The sequence below is a fragment of the Aquiflexum gelatinilyticum genome, from assembly GCF_024813435.1.
In the GTDB taxonomy this organism is placed as follows: Bacteria; Bacteroidota; Bacteroidia; order Cytophagales; family Cyclobacteriaceae; genus Cognataquiflexum; species Cognataquiflexum gelatinilyticum.
This window is the reverse complement of the sequence record NZ_JANAEZ010000002.1, coordinates 356111-381482: the sequence shown is the minus strand read 5'-3', so window position 1 is coordinate 381482 and position 25372 is coordinate 356111. Positions and strand designations below refer to the sequence as shown.

Sequence of the window (25372 nt, the reverse complement as noted above, 5' to 3'; positions counted from 1 at the left end):
TTATTGAGTTAAATAGGTATTGATTGATTGTCTAGGATTACTGTGTTACCTGTACAAAGAAAAACACAGGCTCCATTTCTGAAACCTGTGGTAGACTACTAACTAATCGAAACATCCATTATCCTGCTTTTACCAATGCATACTCAAAAGATGGCTTTCCCCTTTCTCCATCTTTGGTCAGCGCTAAGAATCTTATTTTGTAATAGTTACCCTTGACATCTTTGAGAATATAATACCTGTCATTTCTGATGGAAGGTGCTGAAGTGGGTCCTCCGCCCGAGCGCCAACTTGACCCGATGGAAAGTCTATTTTCAGAATTCAGGGTCAGGTTGGAAAGGTTTTGTTCAGTGAAGTTTTCAAAACCAATTTCTGATTCCAAAACCTGGACTACACTGACGCCGCCATAGGAATTGTGGTAAACCAAATCCTGAAAGTAATAAGCTAAGGTACCATTTAAAGCTTGAGGGAAAGGAGTGGAAGAAGTGCCCGCAGTCCAGACAAAATCCCAATTTTGCTTTTCAGGCTCCACTGTCACTATTCCACTTTCAAAGGAAAAGTAAACTAGATTGAGACTTGGGTTTTTGGAAATCTCAATAGAAGAAAAATTGGCAGAAGAGATATCTGCATGTTGCAAAACATACTTTCCATCTTTTTCTAATATCCGAATTTTTTTCCAAGGCCTTACATCCGCTCCACTGCTTCCCCTGTTCAGAATATAAACTTTGTTTTCTGCATCAATCGAGGAGATGGCCTTGATGACAGGCGAAGAAAGAGGATTTTCCACATGGTCTACATAGAGTATACTATTCATATTGGTGAAAGTCAATTCAAGTTGACCTTCAGTCCTTAGCGGCTCTGCCTGTATTTCACCGACTGCATTGATATCAGAAGAGGTGGTTTCATATGCCATGGCACCGGTGGTTCCATTGATCAACACTTTGAAATCCGAACTTGTGTCAAAGGCCAAGTCCCAATTTTTTCTTGCTACGGCCAACTGTTCTTCGCTTCGAAGGCTGACAAACACCATATTGGGAAAAGTGGCGCCTCCGCCGTTGATCTCGATTAGACCTTCTTCAACAGCCGGAAGGTCGACAATAGGTTCTTCTTTAGGCTCGCAGGAAACTATACTTCCTGTCACCATTATCGCTGCTAAACTGCTGGCTAATGATTGTAATCTGCTCATATTAATTGTGATTTGAATTTGTTTATTGTGAAAATCTGTAAGTCAATCCTAAGAAGTAAGATCGCCCATAGCCGACAGGCCTTTGTGGGCCACCTCCATGACCACCACTTACACCTGACGTGCTTTGGATATCAGTAATATCCATGATGTTCCTTGCACCAAAATTGACTGAAAGGTCGTTTCCGATGGGCTTTCTAAATGTGAGGTCAATCCAATGAAACCCATCCAACTTGATTTCATTTGGAATTTGATTTCCGTTCAAATCAGTGGCCATCTCAAAGCCCGGTAAGGCCCCTGTCCATTTATAAAAAACATTGACATGGGTTTTGATCAAAGGAATCAAGTAAGAAACTGTCGTATTGACTTCTGTCGTAAAGAGCATCTCCGGAATGCCTGCCTGTTCTGCGGAAAGCTGGTTATATCTTCCTATCCTGGAAATACCCAATTCTCCGGAAAAGCTTCCAAAAGCAATTTTCTGATTGAGCATCAAACCGACGGTTCGAAATGACGCTATATTAAAGAGTGTGGTAATTCTTGGATCATTGGGATCTACACCAAAGGAAATTCTATCGGAAACCTCATTGTAAAAACCACTCAAAACTACCTTCTCGAAAATGCTTCCTGTTTCTTCCTTTTGGAAGTTAAGGGAACCGTTAAAGCTATGGGAGGTCTCAGCCTTTAGGCTTGGGTTTCCAATGATTGAATGGCTAGCGTCAAAGAAATCAAAATACAATTCTCTAATAGATGGTGCCCTGAAACCTCTTGCATAGGCCAACCTTAGATCCCAACTTTGAGAAAGTACAAATTTCGAATTGATTGATGGGATTACAGGAGGTGCTTGGTAGGCCGAATTATAAGCTTTTCTCAATCCAGGTCTGAATTTGATTTTGTCGGTAGGAGACCATTCCCCTGTCAGGAACGCTGCATAATCTTGGATACCTTCATTCTCACTGATTCTTTCACCCGAACCTCTTTCGGTATTGATATCTATTCCTGGCTGAAGATTGAGTTTTGGGGAAATCAGCAAAAGACCCAAAACCCGCCAAGTAAACCCTGAGTAGGAAATCGCAGCCTGAGAATCGGGTGCAGCTGAGAGATTGGATTGATTAGTCCGGACATTGGTGACCCAAGTCTCCGTCCTTCGTCCATAATCTGTGTATGCCCCTTGCCAAGAAAGTTTGAAAGTCGGTGACAAATCCCATTTCCCATTGAGCCGGTGCATCCACCTCGTGGTTATGAAATTTCTGTCGATCACCTCCAGCCTGTTTTCCGGACCATAAGAAGTGATGGTTTCGCTCAATATGTCCAAGGCATAATCTATGTCAAAACCTTTGAAGCTTGTGCCAACAAAGAAATTTCCCATATCCTGATCTCTTGGTAGCCATTCAAATTGCCTTCCTGTGTACTTACCTTTCCAACCACCGAATCTGTTTTGGGTAAATCCCCCACCGATTTTCCATGGTTTTTTAAAAGTATAGCTCCCTGAAATGTTTCGGATGTGGTTACCATTTCCTGCCAAAGGGCTGTAGGATTCTCCCACTGTCTCTTCCTGAACCCTTGCCTGAATAGAAAAACCTGATACTTGCTTGGGGTTTTTGGTGATGATATTGATCACACCTGCCAAAGCATCTGCGCCGTACACCACAGACATGGGGCCTTCAATGATTTCTATTTTTTCGATGGTATTGATGTCAATTTGATTGATATTGACTTCATTGGAAACTCCCTGTCTACCGACCATTGGTACCCCGTCAATCAGGATTTTTACATTCTGTCCTGACATTCCCATCATTTCAAGGTTGCTGGTGCCGAGTGCATTGTCTTGGGAAAACCGGATTCCCAGTTCAGTATTGAGTACTTCCTGAAGATTATTGGCCGCCCGGTTTTGAATAGTAAGCTTTTCGATGGACCTGACTTGGTAGACGGAATTTTTGACAGATTCCATATTGATATTTCCTGTTACCACGACTTCATTGAGTTCAGATACTGCCTCTTTCAATTCAATCCTAATGGTAGCTTCGTTTTGGTTTAGACTATAAATCACCGGATCAAACCCTACAGCAGAGATTTTGATGTTCTGATTTTGGGAATGAGGTTCAAATGAAAAAGCTCCCTCAGCATTGGCAATTGTCCCTTTCCCATCGGAAAAAAGCACAGATGCAAAAGGAACCGGCCTACCCTTTTGATCTACAACAAAGCCTTTGATCTCCTTACCTGCCAACACATGATGAAAAGAAAAGAGTAGGGCAAACAGTAGAATCCGGTTCTTAATTTTATTTAGATTAATTCTATTCATTAGAGGAAAATTTTTTAGGCGGGTAGAATTCCCCACCCAAGAGGTTTTATAAGCAATCAATAAGCTGCTTCCAAGCATCCAACTGTGGGATTCCCGGCTTTCTCAATCCAAAAAACTGAGCGATCATTTCACCTTCTTTGTCAAATAGCTCCAAAGATGAAACCAATCCATCCGAGGTGTTTTTGTGCACTACATAGGCAGATTCAATGATTTCTTCATTGAGGTGCATATTGAAATCAGGATCCATCACGTTGAGCCAATTACCCATCTGACGGATAGTCCTCACCTTCCCCTGATGGATCTGGATATTGCCTTTATTGCCTGCGAAAATCATGATCGGCATTTTTTCTGCCGAAGCAGTTTCTACTATTTTCCTCGCAGAAAGCCTGTCCACTTCGTAGGCCCATTTGTCATTGATCCACTTCACGGCATCAAGTCGATGGACATTGTACTTTCTCAGCATACTAAAAAAATCATGGGTATCTTTCATGTTTTCCCAGTCATAGGTAAAAGCTTCCATATCAATTTTTTTGGCGAATTCAGGTTTGGGATAAGCTTCCAATTCCAATTCCATACTTTGGTCTTCACTTTTGAAATCAACCTGGATTTGATCATAAGCGTCGAGATTACTTTTTTCCTGCAAGAAAATTTTCAATACAGCATCTCCTGCTTTGTCAAAAAACTGAAAGCTTCTCATGGTTCCCCTTGGGGTATGATTGGTCACTGCAAATCCAAATTTCCATGCACTGAAAAAGATCCGCTGCTCGATCGGTCCAATCACAGTCGCCATCTGATTTGGAACATTACCCATGATGTCGATTTTTTGGAAATTGCCTTTGTGTTCAAGAACACATCCCTCATTTCTTGTCAAAGACATAACTTTGCCTAGTCCTTTACAGGCAAGAATCAGCTCTGTCCAATCGGATTTCAACCTGACAGTATCTGGCCCTATTGTAGAAGCAAGCAATTCCGCTTCAGAAACACCAAGTTGGGAGGCTGCGTCTCTAATTCTCAAATGAGGTTGGTTTTTTTTCAGGTCTTCCCAAGCTTCTTTCAAAGAAGCTACTGAGGAAAATTGCATGGTGGATTCCATAGTTTATGCAAGTTTGATTTCTAAATGATTTTGAATGAATGGGATACTTTGGACGATGATGTGTCCGTCCTCAATGTCAGGAAACACCTGAATAGGATGCTCAAATACTTCCTCTAGATTTTTGGAAGTCATCACTTCCCGTACCGAACCTTGGTGAATGATAATTCCTTTTTTGAGCAGAATGACTTTATCTGCATAGTTTGCAGCGAGGTTGAGGTCATGGAGAATTGCGAGTACTCCGATGTTTCTTTTTTTGATTTTGTGGATGATCCTCAATACATGGTGCTGTAATGCTATATCCATGCTCGATGTAGGTTCGTCCAATAGCAGGTACCTTGAAAAAGGCTTCTTGTCCCAGATCTGAGTCAAAACTCTAGCGAGCTGCACCCTTTGTTTTTCACCTCCCGAAAGATCTCCGTAGAGTTTTTCCTTCAGGTGCAAGGTTTGGGTTTCTTCCATCACTTCTTCGACGAGGTCAGGCCGATAAGAATTCCCGCTCGCCAATAAGCCCAATTCGACAACTTCCAAGGCTTTGAATGGAAAAGATAAAGAGCTGTGCTGAGGCATCACTGCCCGGACAAGGGCTAGGTTTTTTGCAGAAAAACCACTGATCGGAAAACCGTTATATACCACTTTACCATATTTGCAGGGAATCTCCCCAGCCAATACTTTAAACAATGTGGATTTACCTGCTCCATTTGGACCGAGGATAACTGTGAGTTCCCCCGGTGCAAGCGAAATACTTGCCTTGTTTATGATCGGCATGCTGCGGATGCAGAAATGGATGTCTTGGGCTTGTAACATATCAGGATCTTATTTTTTTAACATTGATAATGAGCCAGATAAAAAATGGGGCACCGATGATGGCTGTGATGATTCCGATGGGCATCTCTGAAGGCATGACTATGGTTCGCGCCAATAAATCCGCGAAAGTCAATAAAAATGCTCCGAGCAGTAAAGATCCTGGAAGTACCAACCTATGGTCGGCACCAAACATCATTCTGATGAGATGGGGAACAATCAGTCCGACAAATCCAATTGTTCCCGTAAAGGCGACAGCTGTTCCTACGATCATCACACTCGAAAAGAGCAGGATATATTTCACTTTTTGGACATCTACCCCCATGTGAAAAGCTTCATTTTCGCCGATTGAAAGAGCATTGAGGTTTTTGAACTGAGAAAGGACCAACATGACTGGACCGGAAATCAGCAAGAAGGAAATCCCAACTTTGCTCCAATTGGCTCCACCTACATCTCCCAAGCTCCAAAATGTAAAATTCCTCAATGCCGCATCATCGGCATAGAAAATCACCAAACCTATCAGTGCCCCCGATAGTGCATTCAAGGCAACACCTGCGAGAATCAATAAAGAAATGTCTGTCTTACCAGTCGTACTCCCCATTTTATACACCAACAGAGTATTGATCAGGCCTCCAAGGAAAGCAAAAAGTGGTAAGCCAATTCCCCCGAAATAACCTAAAAATGGAAGGCTACTGCCAAACACAATAAATACTACCGCAAACAATGCCCCTCCACTACTGATTCCAATCAAGCCAGGCTCGACCAAAGGGTTTCTGAACAATCCCTGCAAAGCAGCCCCGGTCACTCCTAACCCTCCTCCAACCAAAATCGCCATCATTATTCTTGGAAGGCGAATTTGAAGGAGCACATTGTATTCTTGTTGGCTATAATCAATAAATCCTAATCCCAAGGTATCTGCCAAAATCCCTAAAACATGGCTTATTGGAATATGGAATGCACCTATCGACAAGGACAAAACAGACACTGATGCCAAAGCGATACCCATCAATCCAAGGACTAGATTTTGGTATTTTGTTTTGCGGTATGTGAGTGTCTGTATCAATGCCACTTATTTTCTGACAGCTTTTGCGAGTTCCAAAGCGGCTTTTCCTACTCTTGGGCCAAAACCGGAAAGGTATTGGCCATCCATAGAAATAATTTGATTCTTCCTGAAGGCGGAGGTGTTTTCAATTCCTCTGATATTCTTCACCCCATCCATACCTCCGATAGATTGGATTCCTGATTCAAAAAAGAGGAGGAAATCAGGATTCATAGCCACCAAAGCCTCTGGAGTAAGGGGAATAAATTCTTTAAAACCTTTTCCGACATAATTTATCCCTGCCATATTACCCATTGACTCAGCAAAAGTCTCTTCGCCTGCCACAAAGACCATTTCCATTCCTCTTGCCATGACAAATGCCATGCTTGGTTTGGAAGTTTGGGATTGAAGGTAATTCCCTAATTCTTTCATATCAGCTTCAATTGAAGCCTTTATTTCATTTCCTTTTTCAGGAACTTCAAGGAAGTCGGCGATTTCAGTCACAATTTTATAGGTTCCAGAAATATCCTTGGGTTTTTCAAAAAACCGGATTTGAAGCCCTGCAGCTATCAATTGATTGACTACGTCCGGAGACATATAACCTTCCTCTGCTAATATCAAGTCCGGACCCAATGCCAAAATCCCTTCCGCTTTGATTTGATTGCGGTAACCTATTGAGGGCAAAGCCTGCATTTTGGCCGGATAGGTAGAAGTAATATCAGTGGCTATAATATCATCACCGAAACCCAATTCATTGACCACTTCTGTAACGGTACCTCCTGCAGTGATTATTTTATATTCTTTTGTCACTGCTTCAGGCCTTTTTTCAGAACATCCGAAGAGTATTATTCCAAAAAGGAAAAGACTTATTTTTCTTGTCATTATTTAGATTAATTTAAAATAACATGACAAATATCAGTCTATTTGGATTTAATCCAAATTAATTTTGATTGATAATTTCTATTAAAAACTGAAAACTATTATCCCATTAATAGATTGGTGATTTGATAGTCCCCCTCTATTGGTCCGTCAGTTCAGAAAAAATACCTTTCAATAGGAATCTCTAAGAGTCAAAAATTGAGCGTCTTACTTTTTTTGGATTTTTATCTCAAAAAGAATAGGGTTTCACTAAGCTCCTTTTCAAAAAATCAAATTGGCTTTTAAATGGTACAAAACAATATGGATTATATTTCCAAACATCCTTTGGTATTAAGCTTTTATAATTAATTTTGCATTCGAATTTTAAAAGCATCAATCCTTTTTACATCAAAATAAAAAATGGCAAATATTGGTAAGATAACTCAGGTAATCGGCCCGGTGGTGGACGTCTCCTTCGCAGGAGGAAAATTACCAAAGATTCTGAACGCCCTTTCCATTACCAAAGAAGACGGTTTGGTAGTCGTATTGGAAGTTCAGCAGCACCTAGGTGAAGACAGAGTCAGGACCATTGCGATGGACGCGACTGAAGGTATGGTTAGAGGTCAGGAAGTTACCGATTTGGAAGGTCCTATTTCTGTTCCTACTGGTGAAGCTATCAAAGGCAGATTGTTCAATGTAATTGGACAGGCTATCGATGGTCTTCCTGAAGTGAAGTCAACCAAAAGAATGTCAATCCACCGCTCTGCCCCAAGGTTTGAAGACCTTTCCACAGCGACTGAGATCCTTTACACAGGAATCAAAGTATTGGATTTGGTTTGCCCTTATGCAAAAGGTGGTAAAATCGGTCTTTTTGGAGGTGCAGGAGTTGGAAAAACAGTATTGATCCAGGAATTGATCAACAACATTGCAAAAGCATATTCAGGTCTTTCAGTATTTGCGGGTGTCGGAGAAAGAACCCGTGAAGGAAATGACCTTTTGAGAGAAATGATCGAATCAGGCATTGTGACTTATGGTGATGATTTCCTTCATTCACTAGAAACTGAAGGTGGTTGGGATCTTTCCAAAGTAGACATGAAAAAATTGGAAGAATCCAAAGCTACTTTCGTGTTTGGTCAGATGAACGAGCCTCCTGGAGCCCGTGCAAGGGTTGCCTTGACAGGTTTGACATTGGCAGAATATTATAGAGATGGTGATGGTGAAGGTTCAGGAAGAGATATCCTTTTCTTCATTGACAACATCTTCAGATTTACCCAGGCAGGTTCAGAAGTATCAGCCCTTTTGGGAAGGATGCCATCTGCGGTAGGTTACCAACCTACATTGGCTACTGAAATGGGTCAGATGCAGGAAAGAATTACCTCCACCAAGAATGGTTCAATCACATCGGTACAGGCCGTTTACGTACCTGCCGATGACTTGACGGACCCTGCACCGGCGACTACTTTCGCGCACTTGGATGCTACTACCGTACTTTCCCGGAAAATCGCCGAATTGGGTATCTATCCTGCTGTGGATCCATTGGATTCTACTTCCAGGATTTTGAATCCATTGGTATTGGGAGATGAGCATTATGGTTGTGCCCAAAGAGTAAAAGAGATCCTTCAGAGATACAAAGAACTTCAGGATATCATTGCCATCTTGGGTATGGAAGAACTTTCTGACGAGGACAAATTAGTCGTACACAGAGCAAGAAGGGTTCAACGTTTCCTTTCCCAGCCGTTCTTTGTTGCTGAAGCATTCACCGGTTTGAAAGGTGTGCTTGTGGATATCAAAGATACCATCAGAGGATTCAACATGATCATCGATGGAGAATTGGATCATTTGCCGGAAGCTTCCTTCAACTTGGTAGGATCTATTGAAGATGCGATTGCCAAAGGTGAGAAGATGCTTGCTGAAGTAATGTAATTTTCATTCCGATCCATCGGACATATAAGGTTTTAAACGCATCATGATACAATTGACAATCATAACACCGGACCTAAAAGTATTTGAAGGTGAAGTTTCGGAGGCTACTTTTCCGGGGGCCAACGGTTCTTTTCAGGTATTGAACAACCACGCGGCGATTGTTTCCGCATTGGGAAAAGGAACGGTATCCTATACCACCAAAGCAGGGAAAAAAAGCCATATCATCGACGGTGGTGTGGTGGAAGTCAAAGACAATAAAATTGTCCTCCTTGCTGAGAAAGTTATTGATTAATATTAACCTAAATAGAAACAAAACCCGACTGAAAAGCCGGGTTTTGTTTTTTAAAGCCAATTCTGAAAATCATTTGATAATTGAAGCCAGAAGATCAATGGAAATATTTTGGTATTGGTAAATTATTATCCTACTTTTGCAACCCTGAAAGGAGGTGTATACATATGATCATTGTCAACGTAAAAGAGAACGAATCAATCGAGAAGGCGCTAAAGCGTTTCAAAAAGAAATTTGATAAAACAGGTGCCGTAAGAGAGCTCAGAGCGAGACAGCACTTTGTAAAGCCATCTGTAAAAAACAGAGAACAAGTTATCAAAGCAGCATACAAGCAAAAAATGCAAGAGGCAGAAATGAAGTAATTCATTCCAACTTTTGAAATAAAACAAAAAGCGCATCTACGAAAGTGGATGCGCTTTTTTCTTGCTTAGTTTTAGGCAATTTTTTAAACCCCTGAATGAGATAGCTCAAAGCCTTAATTTTTTTTCGCAAATCTTATTCATTTTATCCTAATTAAAAATTCTAATTCAATGATCCTTAATTGATTCATTTCTTGGGGATTTTATGCTAACTTCATTCAAACATCTTTCTCGCTTCAATGACCGATTCCTTTATCAACTATTTAGAATTCGAAAAAAGGGCAAGCCGACATACTGTCTTGGCTTACAGAAAGGACCTAGAGCAATTCAGTGAATTTTGTTTAGTCTCCTTCGAGAAAGAAGACATCAGCAACGCAGATCATCCTGAAATACGTGCGTGGATCATCGACCTCGTCGATCAGGGACTGAGTTCAACCTCAATAAATAGAAAAATCGCAACCCTCCGATCATTTTATAAATTCTTAATGCGCTCGGGAGAAATCACCAAAGACCCGACCTATAAACTCCGTGCACTGAAGACGCCAAAGCGATTGCCGGAATTTGTGCAGGAAGATGCTATCGACAAAGTCTTGGATGAGTTGCAGTTCAAGCCCGATTTTGATGGACAGCGTGACAAGATGGTCATGGAGTTTCTTTATCTCACCGGGGTACGATTATCCGAATTATTGGAACTCAGGTGGAAAGACATTGATTTGGCGGGGGAAGGAGTGAAAGTTCTCGGAAAGCGGAAGAAAGAAAGAATAATTCCGATCACAAAAGGCCTCAAAAAGAATATTGTTTCGTACAGAAAAGTATTTGAAGAAAGGTTTTCAAATCTACAAGATAGTGACTATTTTATCGTTATAAACCACAAGGAACAGGCTTACCCGATGAAGATTTACCGCATTGTGAGAGAACATTTAGACCTTTTTGCTCAGACTACCAAAAGAAGTCCACATCTCTTGAGGCACACATTTGCAACACATTTACTCAACAAAGGAGCTGATCTCAATGCTGTCAAAGACCTTCTTGGACATGCAAACCTTGCTGCTACGCAGGTCTATACACACAATTCTATGGAAAAACTTAAGGCTGTGTTTGAACAGGCACATCCGAAAGCTTAATATAAGTTTAACTTTAAACCATTTACATTATGAAACTTCAAATGCATTCCATCCATTTCGATGCTGACCAAAAGCTTATCGATTTTATCCAGAAAAAAGCCGATAAACTTGACACCTATTTTGATCGAATAATCGACGGTGAAGTTTTTATGAGACTTGATAACCATGAAAAAAAAGAAAATAAAATTGTTGAAATTAAAATGAATGTTCCGGGAAAAACTCTTTTTTCAAAGCATCAAAGCGAATCATTTGAGGCCGCAACAGATGAAGCCATTGAGGGCCTCCGCAGACAACTCAAAAAATTCAAAGAAAAAGTCGTCTTAGCCAACCAATAAGCAATGAGATCCTCGCCGAAAGCGGGGATTTTATTTTTCAATAGTTTTTTGTCTTTCAGCTTTTTACTTTCAGAGCGGCATTTAGAACCCCCGTATGGGTTTATGGAAACAAAAGATTGAATCCAATTCCTGCCAAAACCCCCAAAGCTATTATCAGAGGTGACGAAATTTTTGTAAAATTCAATAAAAGATAGGTACCCAAAATCGCTGCGATATTAAAAAAATCAGGATCTAATGGCTCAAAAAGCAAATAAGCTGCAGCAATCAACATCCCACAACTGACTGCATTGATACCTTCCAAAGCGGCACGGACAGGACGGAATTTTTTCAACTTGTCCCAAAATTTGATGACGAAGAAAATAAGAAATGTACCTGGAAGGAAAATGCCTGCGGAGGCAATAAATCCTCCTGTCAACAATCCCAACACACCTTGGTCCCGCATAGACAATGCGCCCACATAGGCACTGATACTGAAAGTAGGACCGGGAATACCCTGCGATAAGGCATAGCCTGTCAAAAACTCCTGTGAGGTAAGGAATTTTTTAAACTCCACAAATTCCGTGAACAAATAAGGAACCAAGACCTGCCCTCCTCCAAAGATCAAACTTCCGTTTCTATAAAAATTCTCAAACAGAAGCACCGCCTGATTTTTTGTCAAAGCACCCAGAATAGCTGCAAAAACTAGGATCCCTCCCCATAAGTAGAAATTGGCCCAATCAATGACAAGCTTTTTGTCACCCTCTTCTTTGGGTTCATTTCTGTACTTCAAGGAAGTGGTCACCCCTCCTACGAGAAGCAACAAAGGAAAAAGAAAAGGGGAATTATAGAAAAAGGAAATGAAAGTCGAAAACATCATCAGGACAGATGCCTCGGTGGTTTTGACCATTTTGAAAATCGTCTTTTGGGCAGCATAGATAATAAATCCGATGGCCATAGGCTGAATGAATTTTGCAAAACTCAATGCCCCGGGCGTATTTTCCTGTAAAAAATCAATCAAGAAAGCCGCTACAATCATCAGAAGGGTAGCAGGCAAAATCCAGACAAAAAGAGAAAGATAGGCGAGATTTGGCCCGCCTACTCTATATCCTATTGCAGAGATGGTCTGAGTGGAAGTTGGACCAGGAAGGATTTGGCAAAGTGCATTCAATTCCCAAAGTTCCTGTTCTTTGATGTATCCCCGCCTAGTCACCATGGTATCCAAAACCATGGCAAGGAAGACCTGAGGTCCCCCAAAAGCCGTCAGAGACAGTAATAAAACATCTTTGAGATAAAGGTAATACCTGACCTTCCTGACAGACACGGCTTATTTCTTTAAACCGAGTTCACGGAGCCTTTCTTCCAAAAACTCCCCGGCGGTAGCATCTTCAAATTGCTTGGGATGATCGACATCCACACAACTGTCAAGACAAGTCAGGTCCATTTCGGATCTCGGATGCATAAAGAAAGGAATGGAATACCTGCTGGTATGCATCATTTCGCGAGGTGGATTCACTACACGGTGGATGGTTGATTTCAATTTTTTATTGGTCAATCTCTCCAGCATATCGCCCACATTGACGACCAATTGGTCTGGAAGTGCGGTGATGGGAATCCACTTGCCGTCTTTTCTCAAAACCTGCAAGCCATCAGCACTTGCCCCCATGAGCAAAGTGATCAGGTTGATATCACCATGTTCGGCAGCACGCACTGCGTCTGCCGGCACATCATCCGGATTTTCGATAGGGAAATAATGGATTTGTCTCAAGATGGAATTTCCGAAAGCAACCTTATCTTCAAAGTAATTTTCCTCAAGATCAAGGTAAAGCGCAATCGCTTTGAGCATGTTTTTTCCCGCCGCTTCCAAAGTTCTATACACTTCATTTGCGATTTCTTTAAATTCAGGCACTTCAGAAGGCCAGATATTATCAGGATATTCTTTTTTTGTCTCATCGCTGTCAGGGATGCTGTCCAACTCCTGACCCACATGATAAAACTCTTTTAGGTCACCGGTATTTCTTCCCTTCGCATGTTCTTTTCCTTTGCCGGTATATCCTCTCTGAAAACCTATTTCAGGCTTTTCGTACTTAGACTTGACGTCATCAGGCAATGAAAAAAACTTCTTGATCACAGCATAAAGCTTGTCCTGTAACTCTTTGTCGAGCCCATGATTCTTGATCGCAACGAATCCGATATTATTGTATGCTTCACCCAACTTTTGAACAAATGCCTGCTTTTTGTCAGAACTCCCAGATGTGAAATCCGCTAGGTCTAAAGAGGGGATTTCATTGTATAAAATATCTTTCATCTTCAAAACTTTGATTTTTATTATTCAGCAATATATCCCAAATTTAGATAATTTCGCTTCCAGACCTTCATCACTATGAAAAAATCAATACCATATTTTTGTTTCCTATTCCTGATTTTGGTATCTGCATCCTGTAGTTTGAAAGAAAAAAGAGAGGAGAAAATCTTCGAAATGACAGGGGCAGACAGTCTGGAAGTAGAAAAAAAAGAGGTGAGTTTCTATTTCTATGAGGAGGAAAAAGAATATCCGGACGCCATCATCGAAATGTATGCCCCACTAAGCAACCAAAAATTCAGCCCGGGTAGGATTCCCTTTGAGTTCAATATCAAAAATTATCCTTTTGGTGAGGAAATAGATGGTTTTAAATTAAATACAATACTGAATTCAGGAGATCCTGTAGGCCACAATTCACCGATTTTCCAACAAGAACTGAATGAAGGCACATATAGAATCGTCGCATATTTGGTAGACAGTCAGGGTTTGGCACTCAAAGAATTTGGAAATTATGTGGACCGGGAGTTTATGGTAGGCAATACACGTCCATTTCCATATTCTGCAGAACCCTACCTCGCCTTAAATCTGCCAATCAACGGGCAGGCTTATTTGGAGGGGGAAGAAGTAACCATAGATTTTTTAGTCATCGGAGGTGATATGCTCCTGGATAACTTACAGGTGGAAATCAAGGTGGGTGATTTCCATTATGATATTACCGAAATCAATCCTGTCAGGATTTCAAATCTTCCAAAGGGTGAGCACCTCATCCAATTGAACCTTTCATACCAGGATGGAAAGCAGTTGGCAGGACCATTTTCAAGTGCTCAAAAATCGATCACAGTCCAATAAACTACTTGGAGATATGTAGTTCTTTCCCAAGTGGATTTGGGGAACATCCTTATCTTTGCTCCAGCAACAGATCATATTATCATACACCATGCTACTCGTAAATACAATCAGGGATAACTTTGAAATCACCTTGGCGGGATTACAAAAACGTAATTTCCACAACGCTGAGGATGTTTTGATCCAGGTTTTGGACTTGGACAATAAAAGAAAAGAGACACAATCCCAAAGGGATTCACTACAGGCAGAATCGAATAACTATTCAAAAGAAATAGGTATTTTGATGAGAGAGGGGAAAAAAGAGGAAGCCGAAAAAATCAAGACTTTTACTTCGGAAATTAAGGAGAAGGTAAAATCCTTGGAGGATATTTTTTCCCAAACTGAAGAAGAACTCAAGCAGATTTTGTACACCATTCCCAATATTCCCCACTTTTCGGTACCCAAAGGAAAATCTGCTGAGGATAATGAGATCGTGCTTTCGAATGGGGAAATACCTGCTTTGCCAAACAACAAACAGCCACATTGGGAGCTGATCAAAAAATATGACATCATCGATTTTGAGCTTGGAACCAAAATAGCAGGTGCCGGATTCCCTGTTTACAAAGGAAAAGGTGCAAGATTGCAACGTGCACTGATCAACTTCTTTTTGGATGAGGCATTGAAAGCAGGTTATCTGGAAATCCAGCCTCCGATTTTGGTCAATGAAGATTCAGGTTATGGCACTGGGCAATTACCCGACAAAGAGGGCCAAATGTATGAGGCTACAGTGGACAGGCTTTTCCTTATCCCAACGGCAGAGGTTCCAATTACAAATATTTATAGAGATGTAATTTTGAATGAGTCAGATTTTCCTATCAAAAATGTGGGCTATACTCCCTGCTTTAGAAGAGAAGCGGGAAGTTGGGGCGCACATGTAAGGGGATTAAATAGACTCCATCAGTTTGACAAAGTGGAAATCGTCCATCTTTCACATCCTGACCATTCTTATGAGGCTTTGGAAGAAATGAGTTTATATGTACAGGGATTGCTGCAAAAACTGGAATTGCCTTATCGGGTTTTGAGACTTTGCGGAGGAGATATGGGCTTTACCTCTTCCCTTACTTATGATATGGAGGTGTTCTCTGCTGCGCAGGAAAGGTGGCTTGAGGTCAGTTCAGTCAGCAACTTTGAGTCCTTTCAAGCAAACAGGTTAAAACTCCGTTTTAAAACTGAGGACAAAAAAACCCAATTGGCCCATACCTTAAATGGAAGTGCATTGGCATTGCCTAGAATCGTAGCCTCAATCTTGGAAAACAACCAAACTGAAACCGGAATCAAGATGCCAAAAGTATTGGTTCCCTATCTTGGATTTGATACCATTGGATAATAAATCCTTATACAATCCCAAAGTCAAAAAACTTTGGGATTTTTTTTCAAACAAAACTTTCTAGGTCAATGAAATATCTATTCATCATATATCTTCTTCTTTTCCCATTGCAGATTTTTTGCCAATCAGAAAAAGAAGAAAAGGAGGATATTGCTGCCACTGTGCAACTGTATTTTGATGGGATGATCCAAAGGGACAAGGGGAAACTTGAACAAGCTTTCCTTCCTGATGCAAGGTTGATCGGATACCGGGGAGAGAACCTGACCATTACTTCATTTGAGGATTGGGCCAACGGTACAGCAAATGGCGAAAAAAGAGACCCTTCAAAATTTGAAAACAGGCTTTTGGAAATCGAAATCAAAGGGAATACTGCTTTGGCCAAAACAGAGTTATTTTGGCCGGGCATTTACTACTACGATTATTTGACCCTTATCAAAATAGAAGGTAAATGGAAAATCGTCCATAAGACTTGGTATGAAGAAAAAAGATGAATAAAAGGAAATGGATAATTTGGTTAATAGGTTAAAACTGTTGCTGATAAGCGGACACTTCAAATCCTAACAGCATCACTTTCACTCAATAAGCCAACAAAAAAGCCTGTAAAAGTTAATGACTTTTACAGGCTTTATTTCAAAATGGGATATGATCACTTTTTAAGAACTTTGATATGCTCGATTTTTTGACCCCATTTTACTTCAATGACAAAGACTCCTTTTGGAATTCTTCCTACCATTTGGGAGATAGCTTCGTTCATTTCATTCTCGGAATTGACAGAGAGTTCTCCTGATATTGATGTTGGGTGGATGATCCTGAAGGTAATTGGTTCCTGATGGTATTGGGACTTGTCAAGCAGGTTGACACGCAACTGATCCCCGTTTGTTGGATTTGGATATGCTCTCCAAACACCTTCTGTAAACTGAACTCCTGGAACCTTAACAGATAAAACTTTACTTAGTGTGGATTTGCCGTTAAAATCAACTTGATTCAATCTGTAATAAACTGTTCCTCCGGCAATGATTGGATTCACATCCTCAAATCTATAATCCACAGGCGCATCAGACCAACCCATTCCATCGACATTTCCAATCACTTCCCAGCTTTTCAATCCGTCAGTTGATCTTTGGATTTCAAAATGGGAATTTTCTCTTTCCATGGAAGTAGTCCAAGTCAGTTCTGCCATTCTCTCTTCAGCATCAAACTCCGCCTCTAGGAAAATGTATTCTACTGGTAAAATTCTTGAATTGGCATAACCAATAAAAACGATACCCCTAGCACCATTTCCACCTCTTGCGTCTTCAGCGCCTCCACCTCCACCGGAACCAGGTGTACTTGCATCTCTACCAATTCTTTCTGACAACGGGTCATCGTCTTCTTCTCCCTCTCCTCCAGCACCGCCGCTTCCCCCATTTCCTCCATTTCCTCCATCACTTTGTCCGCCTCCGCCACCGCCGGCACTAAAAAAACGATTGAGCGAAATGTCAAAACTAGAAAACTGTAAACCGGCTCCGCCATTTCCCCCTTCCTCATCATCCTCATCAGAATCTTGACCGTTGGATGATGCGCCCCCACCACCGCCTCCAGCCTCATTGTCTTCAGATTCTCCTCCATTTCCTGCGCCATTACTCCCATTTCCACCATCTTCATCATCAGCACCGCCGCCTCCGGATCCACCTCTTAAAAGCAAAGAGCTAAAACCAACAGTCGAAGAATTAAATACAGAAGTACGTCCATTTAAACCATCTCCTTCATCTTGCGAACCACCGCCACCGCCACCGCCGGCAATAATCTCATATAATCCTCCCAAGTCAAACGTGCTGTCTCCGCCGTCTTGGCCTTCTTCTTCCTCGTCAGTAGAACCCATCCCCCCATTTCCAATCAAAACTTCGAAATTAGTACCTACAGGTAATCCTGTCACTATCCTGTCTTCGACATTAACTCTCGCGTGCACTATACCGCCGCCGCCGCCGCCGCCGCCATTTCCAAATCCTCCTCCACCGCCGCCGCCAATTACCAACACCTCAAAATCCAAAAGACCTTCAGGAGCTTCCCAAGTACAATTTTCATTGAATTGGATTACAGTCACACCTGTCAGGTTGCCATTATCCAAAACAGTAAAACATGGGCAGGTATATGAAATGATTATTTGACCGTTACCTCCATTACCTCCATTTCTGGTTTGATTATTTCTCCTTGCTCCACCTCCGCCACCTCCAGGGGCATCACCGTCTTGACCATTTGAATTTCCATTTCCGACTGTACCATTTCCTCCATCTCCCCCGCCCAATGGAGCACTGGCTCCGGTATTTGAAGTAGAATTTGTTCCATCACCCAAGCTGGAAGCAGAAGATCCTCCACCTCCTGAGAAAACTGTTCCTGAGTTTGAAGCGTTACTCCCATTTCCTCCACTATACCTTACATCACCATAACCTGCTGTAGCCTGACCTCCTTGTCCACCATTTATATTGTTATTTGGAACACTAGCTCCCCCTTTAGCCATCAGTGTAGTGGCAGAACCAAACCAAGTATCTTCACCGGCAGCTGTCGTGTTACTTCCCGCACCAACATTGTAATTAAAAATTTGCCTTGGAGTTACGGTGAAAACACTTTGTGAATAAGCACCGCCGCCGCCGCCGCCGCCTCTGCCATTTGAAGTTCTTGACCCTCCTTTTCCTCCTGCACCCCAAACCTCCACTGTTATAGAAGTTACACCATCCGGAACTATGAATTCTCCACTACCTGTGGTGGTTATCGGTCCAATTGGATCACATTGAGCAAAAGCTTTTTCAGCAAAAAAGAAGCTGTTGGCCAAGAATAAAACCGGAATGAGAATGCTTGGCAGAAAGTGAGTTTTTTTCATTATTTGGGGGTGATTGTATTCAGAAAAAAAAATTACAGATTTATTTTACTGTAATTCAAATACAAATTAACGCATTTTAAAATTAATTTAAAAATAAAACTTGAGGGAACAGATTTTTGAATTTAATTTTAATTATATTTTTTTATTATTTTATTTATATTTTTTATTTATAAAAAAATTTTTGTTACATTTTAAATATTTTATTCATATTAAAAATTTATGTTGATAGTAATTAAATAAATTAATAGTATTTATTTGATAATGAATGGTACAAAGAGGATCGAAAATGTTTTTTGATTTTTTAAAATGCATAGAGGCATCCATACAGTATCTTTAAAAAAGCAGCAATATTTATCTCAAAAAATATCAGATTCCAACTCCCTTATTTGTATCCTCAGAAGAACAGATTGTTGGTTAACAGTATTGCAAAAAATATATTCCACAAATAAAAAGGCTAATCTATTTTTGTTTTAATACTTTGATGTGTTCAATTTTTTGGCCCCATTGAAGTTCTACCACAAAAATTCCACTTGAAATTGTTGGTAAGATTTGAATTAAATATTCATTCATTTCGGCTTCTGAATCTACCGTAACAACTTCAGTAACATGATTTGGCTGAATTATCCTGAAGGATATCTTTTCTTGGCTGTATTGTGAAATATCAAGCAAGCCTATTCGGAATTGGTGACCGTCCGTTGGATTGGGGTAAGCACGCCAAACCCCTTGAGTAAACTGCATTGAAGGCATTTTTACTGACAACACTTTACTCAGAGAGAATTTCCCATTCATATCCACCTGCTTCAGCCTATAATAAATATTTCCACCGGCCAAAGGAAGGTTAGCATCCACATATTCGTACTCGGTAATTGTGTCTTTCCAACCCATACCGGATACTTCCCCTATTTTTATAAAATCACTGATATCCCCCAATGACCTTTCGATCTCAAAGCGGCTGTTTTCCCATTCTTTGGCAGTAGCCCAAGAAAGTAATGCAGAATTTGATGCTTTGGAATATTCGGATTCTATATAGAGATAGTCGACAGGGAGGATGCGGCAACTAACATAATATCCTCCTGTAGGGCAATTATTAGGATCGCTACATTCATTTAGCCCCTCTTTATTAACAGTTCCCGGTGGCGGATCTGTATCGGTATTATTCCCGCAGACAGCAACTTTTGCATTTTCCTTTATGATTAACCTATCACCCGAACCATTTATAATTACGTCACCTTCAATGTAAACATTACTATCTCCCCCAAATGTAATTTGACTAGTTCCAGCTATTGTTAAATCTCCATCAATTAATACATCCCCATCCCCAAATACATTCAATTGCTTCCCTGAACCTCCACTTACAGTAAGAGATGCAGTATTAAAATAACCCCAAACATTGATTTCTGAATCATTCCCTGCATATTCAGTATCACCATTTGAAATTAATCTTCCACCATCTAAAACATCAATTATTGCTTTTTGCCCAAGATCAATATTTCCAACTTCCATCTTTCCGGTATCATCTCCAGATATCTGTACCAAAGTATTGTTGCGCAAATCCAAAGCAGTATTAACATTTAATTCTCCTGAGTTAATTGTTTGAATGTTAATTATAGTATTATTTGAGGTTGTTCCTTGATTCATAAGTATTGAACTATTTACATTTAATTGTCCACCATCAATAACTAAATTCGAGACTGCCTGACCTTGTAAAAACAAATTTCCAGAAACATTAAACTCTCCCCCAACATTTACTATCAAATTTACTCGAGTTCCTAAATTAAAAGAAGTAAGAATATCAATCGGATGATTAATAATTATTGTAACTGGGCAGGCTAAAGTACCAAAAACAGGTGGTGAGGAAGGAGAAGGGGGAGCAGGAGGAGGAGGACAATCAGTACCTGATTTAATCCAACAAAGTGGCGTTCCAAAATAATTTGATTGATTTGGTGGACAGAGACCACTTGTCGTGTAAACTGCCTGCCCATAGGACTCCCTAGAAGCTAAAAAAAGCATGGTAAAAATCAAAAATACTTTAAAAAGTTTAAACATTATTTTATTAGTTAAATAAGGTTTTAAAACTTTTCGAATATAGTATTTTGATTTTTATAATCAAACAAACGCTTTTAATTTTCTTTTTTCTTCATTTCATTTCAATATGAATTTATACAAAAATTAAATCTAAATTTTTAATAGATAATTCTAAAAAAAGGGACCACATTTATCCTTTCTTCAATACTTTGATATGCTCCACTTTTTCTCCCCAAGAAACTTCTATTACAAATACCCCGAGAGGTATAGATGGAAGAAATCGGGTCAAGTACTCATTCATGGCATATTCTGAGTCGACTGTTACTGTTTCAGAAATAAAGCTTGGATGAATAATTCTAAAAGTAATGGTTTCTAGTTGGTACTGAGATTTATCAAGAAGGCTGATTTTCAACTCATTGCCCAAAGTTGGATTTGGGTAAGCTCTCCATACTCCTTTTGAAAACTGGATATTTGATACTTTCACTGAAAACACGCTGCTATATGTATGTTTGCTGTCGAAGTCCACTTGCTTAATGCGATAAAAAACATTGCTTGCGGTCAAAGGAAGATTACTATCCACAAATCCGTATTCTGTGATAGAATCCTTCCAACCCATTCCCTGTACCTCACCTATTTTTTGGAAATCCTTGATTCCATCTATTGATCTTTCTATTTCAAAATGACTGTTATTTGCTTCTTTTGCTGTTGCCCAAATTATGTTTACATTCCTTTCAGAATGAGAGATTTTTGCTTCGCTGTAAATTATTTCAACAGGAAGGATTCTACAAGATTCAGAAAAGGTGCCCTGAATCACCTCTTGTGTGCTGCAATTATTTCCATCACATGGAATTGGGAAAGAACCACATACATAAACTACAGCTTGATCGGTAGCAATAACTTTAGAATTTCCTGCAATCAAAATGTCTCCGCCAATATCAGTTTCGCTTGAGCCTCCAAAGGTGATGTCACTAGTGCCTCGAACATCAAGATTTTGCTCTATCATTACCTCGGCATTGCCATAGGCATTTAATTGATTGCCAGAACCACCTGTAATCAAAACACTACCTGCAGTTCTAAAGAACCCATAAATGTTTATTGATGAATTATTTCCACGGTAATCAACATCTCCCTCTACAAATAATCCGCCACCGGCTAATACATCAACTTTTGACCTTTGACCAAAATTGAATGATTTTACATTTAAAGTGCTCAGCGCATCGCCATCACCATCAATTATCAACTCTGAATCATTCTGAATATCCATTAATCCTCCTGTGACATCAAAAGATCCACCATTCCGGATGTCAACAGTCATTCTTGTTTTTGAATTTTGACCTCCACTTAATAAAATTAAACTTCCCTCGACTATTAACTCACCTCCATTTAAGGACACTGTTGATATTCTTGATGCTTGTTGGGTTAAGTTCCCGGTGATGGTAAGCTTTCCTCCTGAAATAACCCTTAAAGTAATATTACTTCCTAGACTTAAACTAGGGATTGTCATTTCATTGTTTACAACAATTACTATAGGACAAGATGTGGTTCCTGAATTAGGCGGGAACAAAGAGGAATTACAATTCCCTGTCCTAACCCAACAAGAAGATGATGTGAAAGGATTACCTGAACTAGGGGTACATGCTTGGGAGGTGTAGGTGACCTGTGCATGGGCACCTTCAATAGAAGCGAAAAACAAAAGAGCCAAGAAAAAGAAGTAAAAAGCTTTCATATGAGTGAGATAGATATATAAATGTATTACAAATATACATTTTTGTATTTCATATATCAAAACAAAAATTTAAAAAATGCTTTTTATTTACCCTTTTATGCTTTAAGGCGATAAAATCACATAAAAAAATGTCCATTTTGGTAATAATTAACCTGGAGAATAATTGAATTAGGGAAAATCCCAACAATTTTGGAGGTAAATTATAAACACAAATTTGGGTTATAGTTTATTTTTCATTCTTGGGAAAAGAGGTTTGCTCAAGAGCTTTCCTTTTAAAGGAGGATTAAATTCTTTTGTAAGAGCAAGGTAATTTTTGACAAAAATATTCCCAGGCCAATAATTATGTATGGGACGAAAAGCTAAAAAATACAATTAGAAAAAAGTGAAGTAGAGGATTGAAAGCAGGGGAAATTACAATTTCAATATTTTTATGTATTCCACTTTCCTTCCTTCAGTGATTTCAAGAATATAAACGCCGGGTTTTGATTTTCGAATTTCTTCTGATAACAAGTCAGAAATAGAATTTCTCTTGCCCGATAAATTAACCAAACGACTTCCTGAGGTATTAATCAATGTAACAAAAATTTCCTCATCCTGATTAAAAGACGGATCTAAACTTTCTAATGTAAGCTTGTCTCCTTTAACAGGATTGGGATAAACTCTCCAAGAAAGACCTGAATTTGAAGAAGTGGTATTAGATTTGACTGAGATGGTTTTACTGTAAGAAAAAGTGCCACTAAAATCCACCTGCTTCAATCGGTAATAAATCAAACCACCTGAAATTGAAATTTTATCATCCGTGAATATATATTCTTGTGGAATATCAGACCAGCCTATTCCATTTACACTTCCGATAATTTGCCAAGTCCGGGTATTATCAGTAGACCTTTCTATCTCAAAGTGTGAATTATTCCACTCTTTTGCAGTTGTCCAAAACAAAACCACTTCACGGTTTGAATCATTGAAATCCCCTTTAAAATTAAGAAAATCGACCGGTAAAATCCTGAAAGACTGCTTCACTATAACAACACCTGCTGCACCATTTCCTCCAGCTCCACTAATAGTTGCTCCACCGCCTGAACCTGTGTTGTTTTGCCCATTTCTGGAATTTCCAGAAGCATTAGCAGTCCCTCCTACTCCGGATGAACCTCCAATCCCTTGGGATACTCCAGGTCCTGTGGAAGTTCCTCCTCCTCCAGCGGCATAGACAACATTTGTACCTGAAATACCAAACACCCTTCCGTTTCCACCTCTTGCTCCTGCCTGAGCAGATCCATCTGGACCTAAGCCCCCATTTCCATCTGCTCCGCCGCCGCCGCCGCCAAAACTCCTTCCTGGAGGTGAAGTTCTGTTTCCATTACCGCCACCATTTCCTTGAGAACCTGTACCAGAGGCACCGTTTGGACTTCCACCAACAAAAGCGCCACCCCCTCCGGATCCTCCACTATTTCCATTCCTAGCTGATGCATTGGTAGAACCTCCACCGCCACCACCGATAGCTACATCTGAAATAAATTCAGAATTTCCTCCATTTGCCCCACGGGATGAGGCAGAAGTTGACCCCAATCCACCCACCCCGACAATCACAGGAATGGTTGTTCCAGGGCTCAATGAATAAGTGGAAAAATGAAGTAACCCGCCAGCCCCTCCGCCACCTGCACTTGGACCCCGGCCGCCGCCGCCACCTCCTGCAACTATCAATACCTCTGCATCAATTAAGATTTCACCGGGAATAGAAGAATCAGGAATAGTCCAATCAGTACTACACCTAAATATGTAAATCCTTTCCACAAAATCTTCTCCGCCTGACATATATGGAATTTCAATCAATTCTAAACAATCCGGATTACCTCCTATATAGACTTCACCGTTAAGGCAAGATCCCCCTGATTGAAATTTATCGACAAATAATATCCCAGTGGTTCCATTAAGGCAACCTGCTCCAGAAAAAGTGCCTCCTACTGATAAGTAATTAGGCTGAAGATCATTTGCGGCAGAAATACTAGAACCTCCATTTATTGTTAAATTTCCGTTAATCGCTAATTCACCATTTATATTAATTGAACCATTGTTGGTGGCATTCCCCCCTACAGAACCACTTACAATATTTAAAATACCGCCACCATTATTGGTAAGGTTGCCCCCAACATTGATTGCACCGGAATCAGAATTGATCAGACTATTGTTAGTGAGGGAACCCGAAATTGACAAATTACCTGAATTATCCAGTTGGGATCCACCATTAGAAGTTAGATTTCCGGTAATCGAAATATTTCCGTCATTGTTAAGCAAACCATTTATACTAACTGATGCAGAAACACTGATTTCACCTGAAAGAGAATTGGTCAAAATTGAGCCACTATTAAAGGTTAATCCTGACAGATTAAAAATACCGGAATTGACAACATCACTTCCATCATTCATAGTCAGGGCCCCGGTTAGGGTACCGGAATTATTGAATGAAGCACCTGAGGAATTAAGTATAATATTTCCCGAGATTGTACCGGAATTATTGATATCTGCCCCATTATTTGATGTGATATTTCCCGTTTGGCTGCCAAAAACATTTAGAGTACTTCCGGTTCCTAAACTCAATGCAGATGAATTACTCCCATAAACATTAATGGTGATAGGGTTACCGATATTTTGAAGTGCACCGGACATGGTGATGCCATTTGCAATACAGACAGTTAATCCGGTCCTGTTATTTAAATTTATTGGGGTAGATCTATTTGCATTGATACAGACAATATCATTGTTTGAAATAGATGGGTTTCCTGAAGCTCCAACATTTATAGTACAACTAGCACATTGTGCAAAAATTATCCCTTGTATTGGAGAAATAATTAAGGTTAAAATGGTAAGAAATATGCTTAATGATTTAAAATTCATGGTCTTTTTCAATACTTAATATTTATATTATCATATAAATATTTTAAAAAAAGAAACTTATAAACCTTTTTGGAAAATCTGT

20 protein-coding genes are annotated in these 25372 nt (G+C 40.1%); 8 read left to right on the top strand and 12 right to left on the bottom strand.

From position 1 onward, the window contains the following. Positions 1–118: 118 nt before the first annotated feature. From NK987_RS06205 to NK987_RS06180, 6 genes are read right to left on the bottom strand one after another with little or no spacing between them, the layout of a single operon-like run. Positions 119–1183, bottom strand: a complete 1065-nt coding sequence (locus NK987_RS06205) for an HmuY family protein (RefSeq protein ID WP_259263157.1) — start codon at positions 1181–1183, stop codon at positions 119–121. A gap of 22 nt (positions 1184–1205) precedes the next feature. Continuing rightward, entirely contained in the window at positions 1206–3479 is a 2274-nt protein-coding gene (locus NK987_RS06200; protein WP_259263156.1) for a TonB-dependent receptor, read from the bottom strand. A 46-nt stretch (positions 3480–3525) separates the two neighbouring features. Next, a complete protein-coding gene (locus NK987_RS06195; RefSeq protein WP_259263155.1) occupies positions 3526–4572 on the bottom strand; it encodes a hemin-degrading factor in 1047 nt (348 codons plus the stop codon). Between the two features lie 3 nt (positions 4573–4575). Further along, positions 4576–5376, bottom strand: a complete 801-nt coding sequence (locus NK987_RS06190; protein ID WP_259263154.1) for a heme ABC transporter ATP-binding protein — start codon at positions 5374–5376, stop codon at positions 4576–4578. Between the two features lies 1 nt (position 5377). Continuing rightward, a complete protein-coding gene (locus NK987_RS06185; RefSeq protein WP_420841163.1) occupies positions 5378–6442 on the bottom strand; it encodes a FecCD family ABC transporter permease in 1065 nt (354 codons plus the stop codon). After that, positions 6443–7294 (bottom strand): heme/hemin ABC transporter substrate-binding protein, encoded by an 852-nt coding sequence (locus NK987_RS06180; protein ID WP_259263152.1) that lies wholly within the window; start codon positions 7292–7294, stop codon positions 6443–6445. Positions 7295–7690: 396 nt separating this feature from the next. On the opposite strand from NK987_RS06180, the gene atpD reads away from it, so the two are divergent. From atpD to hpf, 5 genes are all read left to right on the top strand, one after another. Then, positions 7691–9193 carry a F0F1 ATP synthase subunit beta gene (gene atpD / locus NK987_RS06175; protein WP_258422961.1) on the top strand — a complete coding sequence of 501 codons (1503 nt, stop codon included), beginning with the start codon at positions 7691–7693 and terminating at the stop codon, positions 9191–9193. A 43-nt stretch (positions 9194–9236) separates the two neighbouring features. Next, positions 9237–9485, top strand: a complete 249-nt coding sequence (locus NK987_RS06170; protein WP_113923959.1) for a FoF1 ATP synthase subunit delta/epsilon — start codon at positions 9237–9239, stop codon at positions 9483–9485. Positions 9486–9649: 164 nt separating this feature from the next. Further along, the gene (rpsU, locus tag NK987_RS06165) at positions 9650–9844 is read left to right on the top strand and encodes a 30S ribosomal protein S21 (RefSeq protein ID WP_241124273.1); all 195 of its coding nucleotides are present in this window, start codon (positions 9650–9652) and stop codon (positions 9842–9844) included. A gap of 236 nt (positions 9845–10080) precedes the next feature. Further along, positions 10081–10965: a tyrosine-type recombinase/integrase gene (locus tag NK987_RS06160; protein WP_259263151.1), complete on the top strand. Its 885-nt coding sequence runs from the start codon at positions 10081–10083 to the stop codon at positions 10963–10965. A gap of 29 nt (positions 10966–10994) precedes the next feature. Next, positions 10995–11300, top strand: coding sequence for a ribosome hibernation-promoting factor, HPF/YfiA family (gene hpf / locus NK987_RS06155; protein WP_258422966.1), 306 nt, complete (start codon positions 10995–10997; stop codon positions 11298–11300). Between the two features lie 100 nt (positions 11301–11400). Here hpf and chrA read toward each other — a convergent pair whose 3' ends face one another. Together chrA and NK987_RS06145 are read right to left on the bottom strand one after the other, a co-directional pair. Continuing rightward, entirely contained in the window at positions 11401–12600 is a 1200-nt protein-coding gene (gene chrA / locus NK987_RS06150) for a chromate efflux transporter (protein ID WP_259263150.1), read from the bottom strand. A gap of 3 nt (positions 12601–12603) precedes the next feature. Continuing rightward, on the bottom strand, positions 12604–13584 hold the full coding sequence (locus NK987_RS06145) for an isopenicillin N synthase family dioxygenase (RefSeq protein ID WP_259263149.1): 981 nt from the start codon (positions 13582–13584) through the stop codon (positions 12604–12606). 75 nt (positions 13585–13659) lie between these two features. Between NK987_RS06145 and NK987_RS06140 the strand changes: the two genes are divergently transcribed. The 3 genes from NK987_RS06140 (at position 13660) to NK987_RS06130 (ending at position 16281) form a co-directional block, all read left to right on the top strand. Continuing rightward, positions 13660–14427 carry a hypothetical protein gene (locus NK987_RS06140; RefSeq protein WP_259263148.1) on the top strand — a complete coding sequence of 256 codons (768 nt, stop codon included), beginning with the start codon at positions 13660–13662 and terminating at the stop codon, positions 14425–14427. An 88-nt stretch (positions 14428–14515) separates the two neighbouring features. Next, the gene (gene serS, locus NK987_RS06135; protein ID WP_258422970.1) at positions 14516–15790 is read left to right on the top strand and encodes a serine--tRNA ligase; all 1275 of its coding nucleotides are present in this window, start codon (positions 14516–14518) and stop codon (positions 15788–15790) included. Positions 15791–15858: 68 nt separating this feature from the next. Next, on the top strand, positions 15859–16281 hold the full coding sequence (locus NK987_RS06130; RefSeq protein WP_258422971.1) for a nuclear transport factor 2 family protein: 423 nt from the start codon (positions 15859–15861) through the stop codon (positions 16279–16281). 155 nt (positions 16282–16436) lie between these two features. Here NK987_RS06130 and NK987_RS06125 read toward each other — a convergent pair whose 3' ends face one another. The 4 genes from NK987_RS06125 to NK987_RS06110 all read right to left on the bottom strand — a co-directional run bounded on the left by NK987_RS06125 (position 16437) and on the right by NK987_RS06110 (position 25062). Further along, the gene (locus NK987_RS06125) at positions 16437–18647 is read right to left on the bottom strand and encodes a T9SS type A sorting domain-containing protein (RefSeq protein ID WP_259263147.1); all 2211 of its coding nucleotides are present in this window, start codon (positions 18645–18647) and stop codon (positions 16437–16439) included. Between the two features lie 459 nt (positions 18648–19106). Next, entirely contained in the window at positions 19107–20693 is a 1587-nt protein-coding gene (locus NK987_RS06120) for a hypothetical protein (protein ID WP_259263146.1), read from the bottom strand. Between the two features lie 169 nt (positions 20694–20862). Beyond that, on the bottom strand, positions 20863–22398 hold the full coding sequence (locus NK987_RS06115) for a translocation/assembly module TamB domain-containing protein (RefSeq protein WP_259263145.1): 1536 nt from the start codon (positions 22396–22398) through the stop codon (positions 20863–20865). Positions 22399–22809: 411 nt separating this feature from the next. Then, positions 22810–25062, bottom strand: coding sequence for a glycine-rich domain-containing protein (locus tag NK987_RS06110; protein ID WP_259263144.1), 2253 nt, complete (start codon positions 25060–25062; stop codon positions 22810–22812). Positions 25063–25372: the final 310 nt, after the last annotated feature.

Coding starts and splice junctions, on each gene's coding strand:
- NK987_RS06205 (WP_259263157.1), bottom strand. CDS start 1,183: ATGAGCAGATTACAATCATTAGCCAGCAGTTTAGCAGCGATAATGGTG.
- NK987_RS06200 (WP_259263156.1), bottom strand. CDS start 3,479: ATGAATAGAATTAATCTAAATAAAATTAAGAACCGGATTCTACTGTTT.
- NK987_RS06195 (WP_259263155.1), bottom strand. CDS start 4,572: ATGGAATCCACCATGCAATTTTCCTCAGTAGCTTCTTTGAAAGAAGCT.
- NK987_RS06190 (WP_259263154.1), bottom strand. CDS start 5,376: ATGTTACAAGCCCAAGACATCCATTTCTGCATCCGCAGCATGCCGATC.
- NK987_RS06180 (WP_259263152.1), bottom strand. CDS start 7,294: ATGACAAGAAAAATAAGTCTTTTCCTTTTTGGAATAATACTCTTCGGA.
- atpD (WP_258422961.1), top strand. CDS start 7,691: ATGGCAAATATTGGTAAGATAACTCAGGTAATCGGCCCGGTGGTGGAC.
- NK987_RS06170 (WP_113923959.1), top strand. CDS start 9,237: ATGATACAATTGACAATCATAACACCGGACCTAAAAGTATTTGAAGGT.
- rpsU (WP_241124273.1), top strand. CDS start 9,650: ATGATCATTGTCAACGTAAAAGAGAACGAATCAATCGAGAAGGCGCTA.
- NK987_RS06160 (WP_259263151.1), top strand. CDS start 10,081: ATGACCGATTCCTTTATCAACTATTTAGAATTCGAAAAAAGGGCAAGC.
- hpf (WP_258422966.1), top strand. CDS start 10,995: ATGAAACTTCAAATGCATTCCATCCATTTCGATGCTGACCAAAAGCTT.
- NK987_RS06145 (WP_259263149.1), bottom strand. CDS start 13,584: ATGAAAGATATTTTATACAATGAAATCCCCTCTTTAGACCTAGCGGAT.
- NK987_RS06140 (WP_259263148.1), top strand. CDS start 13,660: ATGAAAAAATCAATACCATATTTTTGTTTCCTATTCCTGATTTTGGTA.
- serS (WP_258422970.1), top strand. CDS start 14,516: ATGCTACTCGTAAATACAATCAGGGATAACTTTGAAATCACCTTGGCG.
- NK987_RS06130 (WP_258422971.1), top strand. CDS start 15,859: ATGAAATATCTATTCATCATATATCTTCTTCTTTTCCCATTGCAGATT.
- NK987_RS06125 (WP_259263147.1), bottom strand. CDS start 18,647: ATGAAAAAAACTCACTTTCTGCCAAGCATTCTCATTCCGGTTTTATTC.
- NK987_RS06120 (WP_259263146.1), bottom strand. CDS start 20,693: ATGTTTAAACTTTTTAAAGTATTTTTGATTTTTACCATGCTTTTTTTA.
- NK987_RS06115 (WP_259263145.1), bottom strand. CDS start 22,398: ATGAAAGCTTTTTACTTCTTTTTCTTGGCTCTTTTGTTTTTCGCTTCT.
- NK987_RS06110 (WP_259263144.1), bottom strand. CDS start 25,062: ATGTCCGGTGCACTTCAAAATATCGGTAACCCTATCACCATTAATGTT.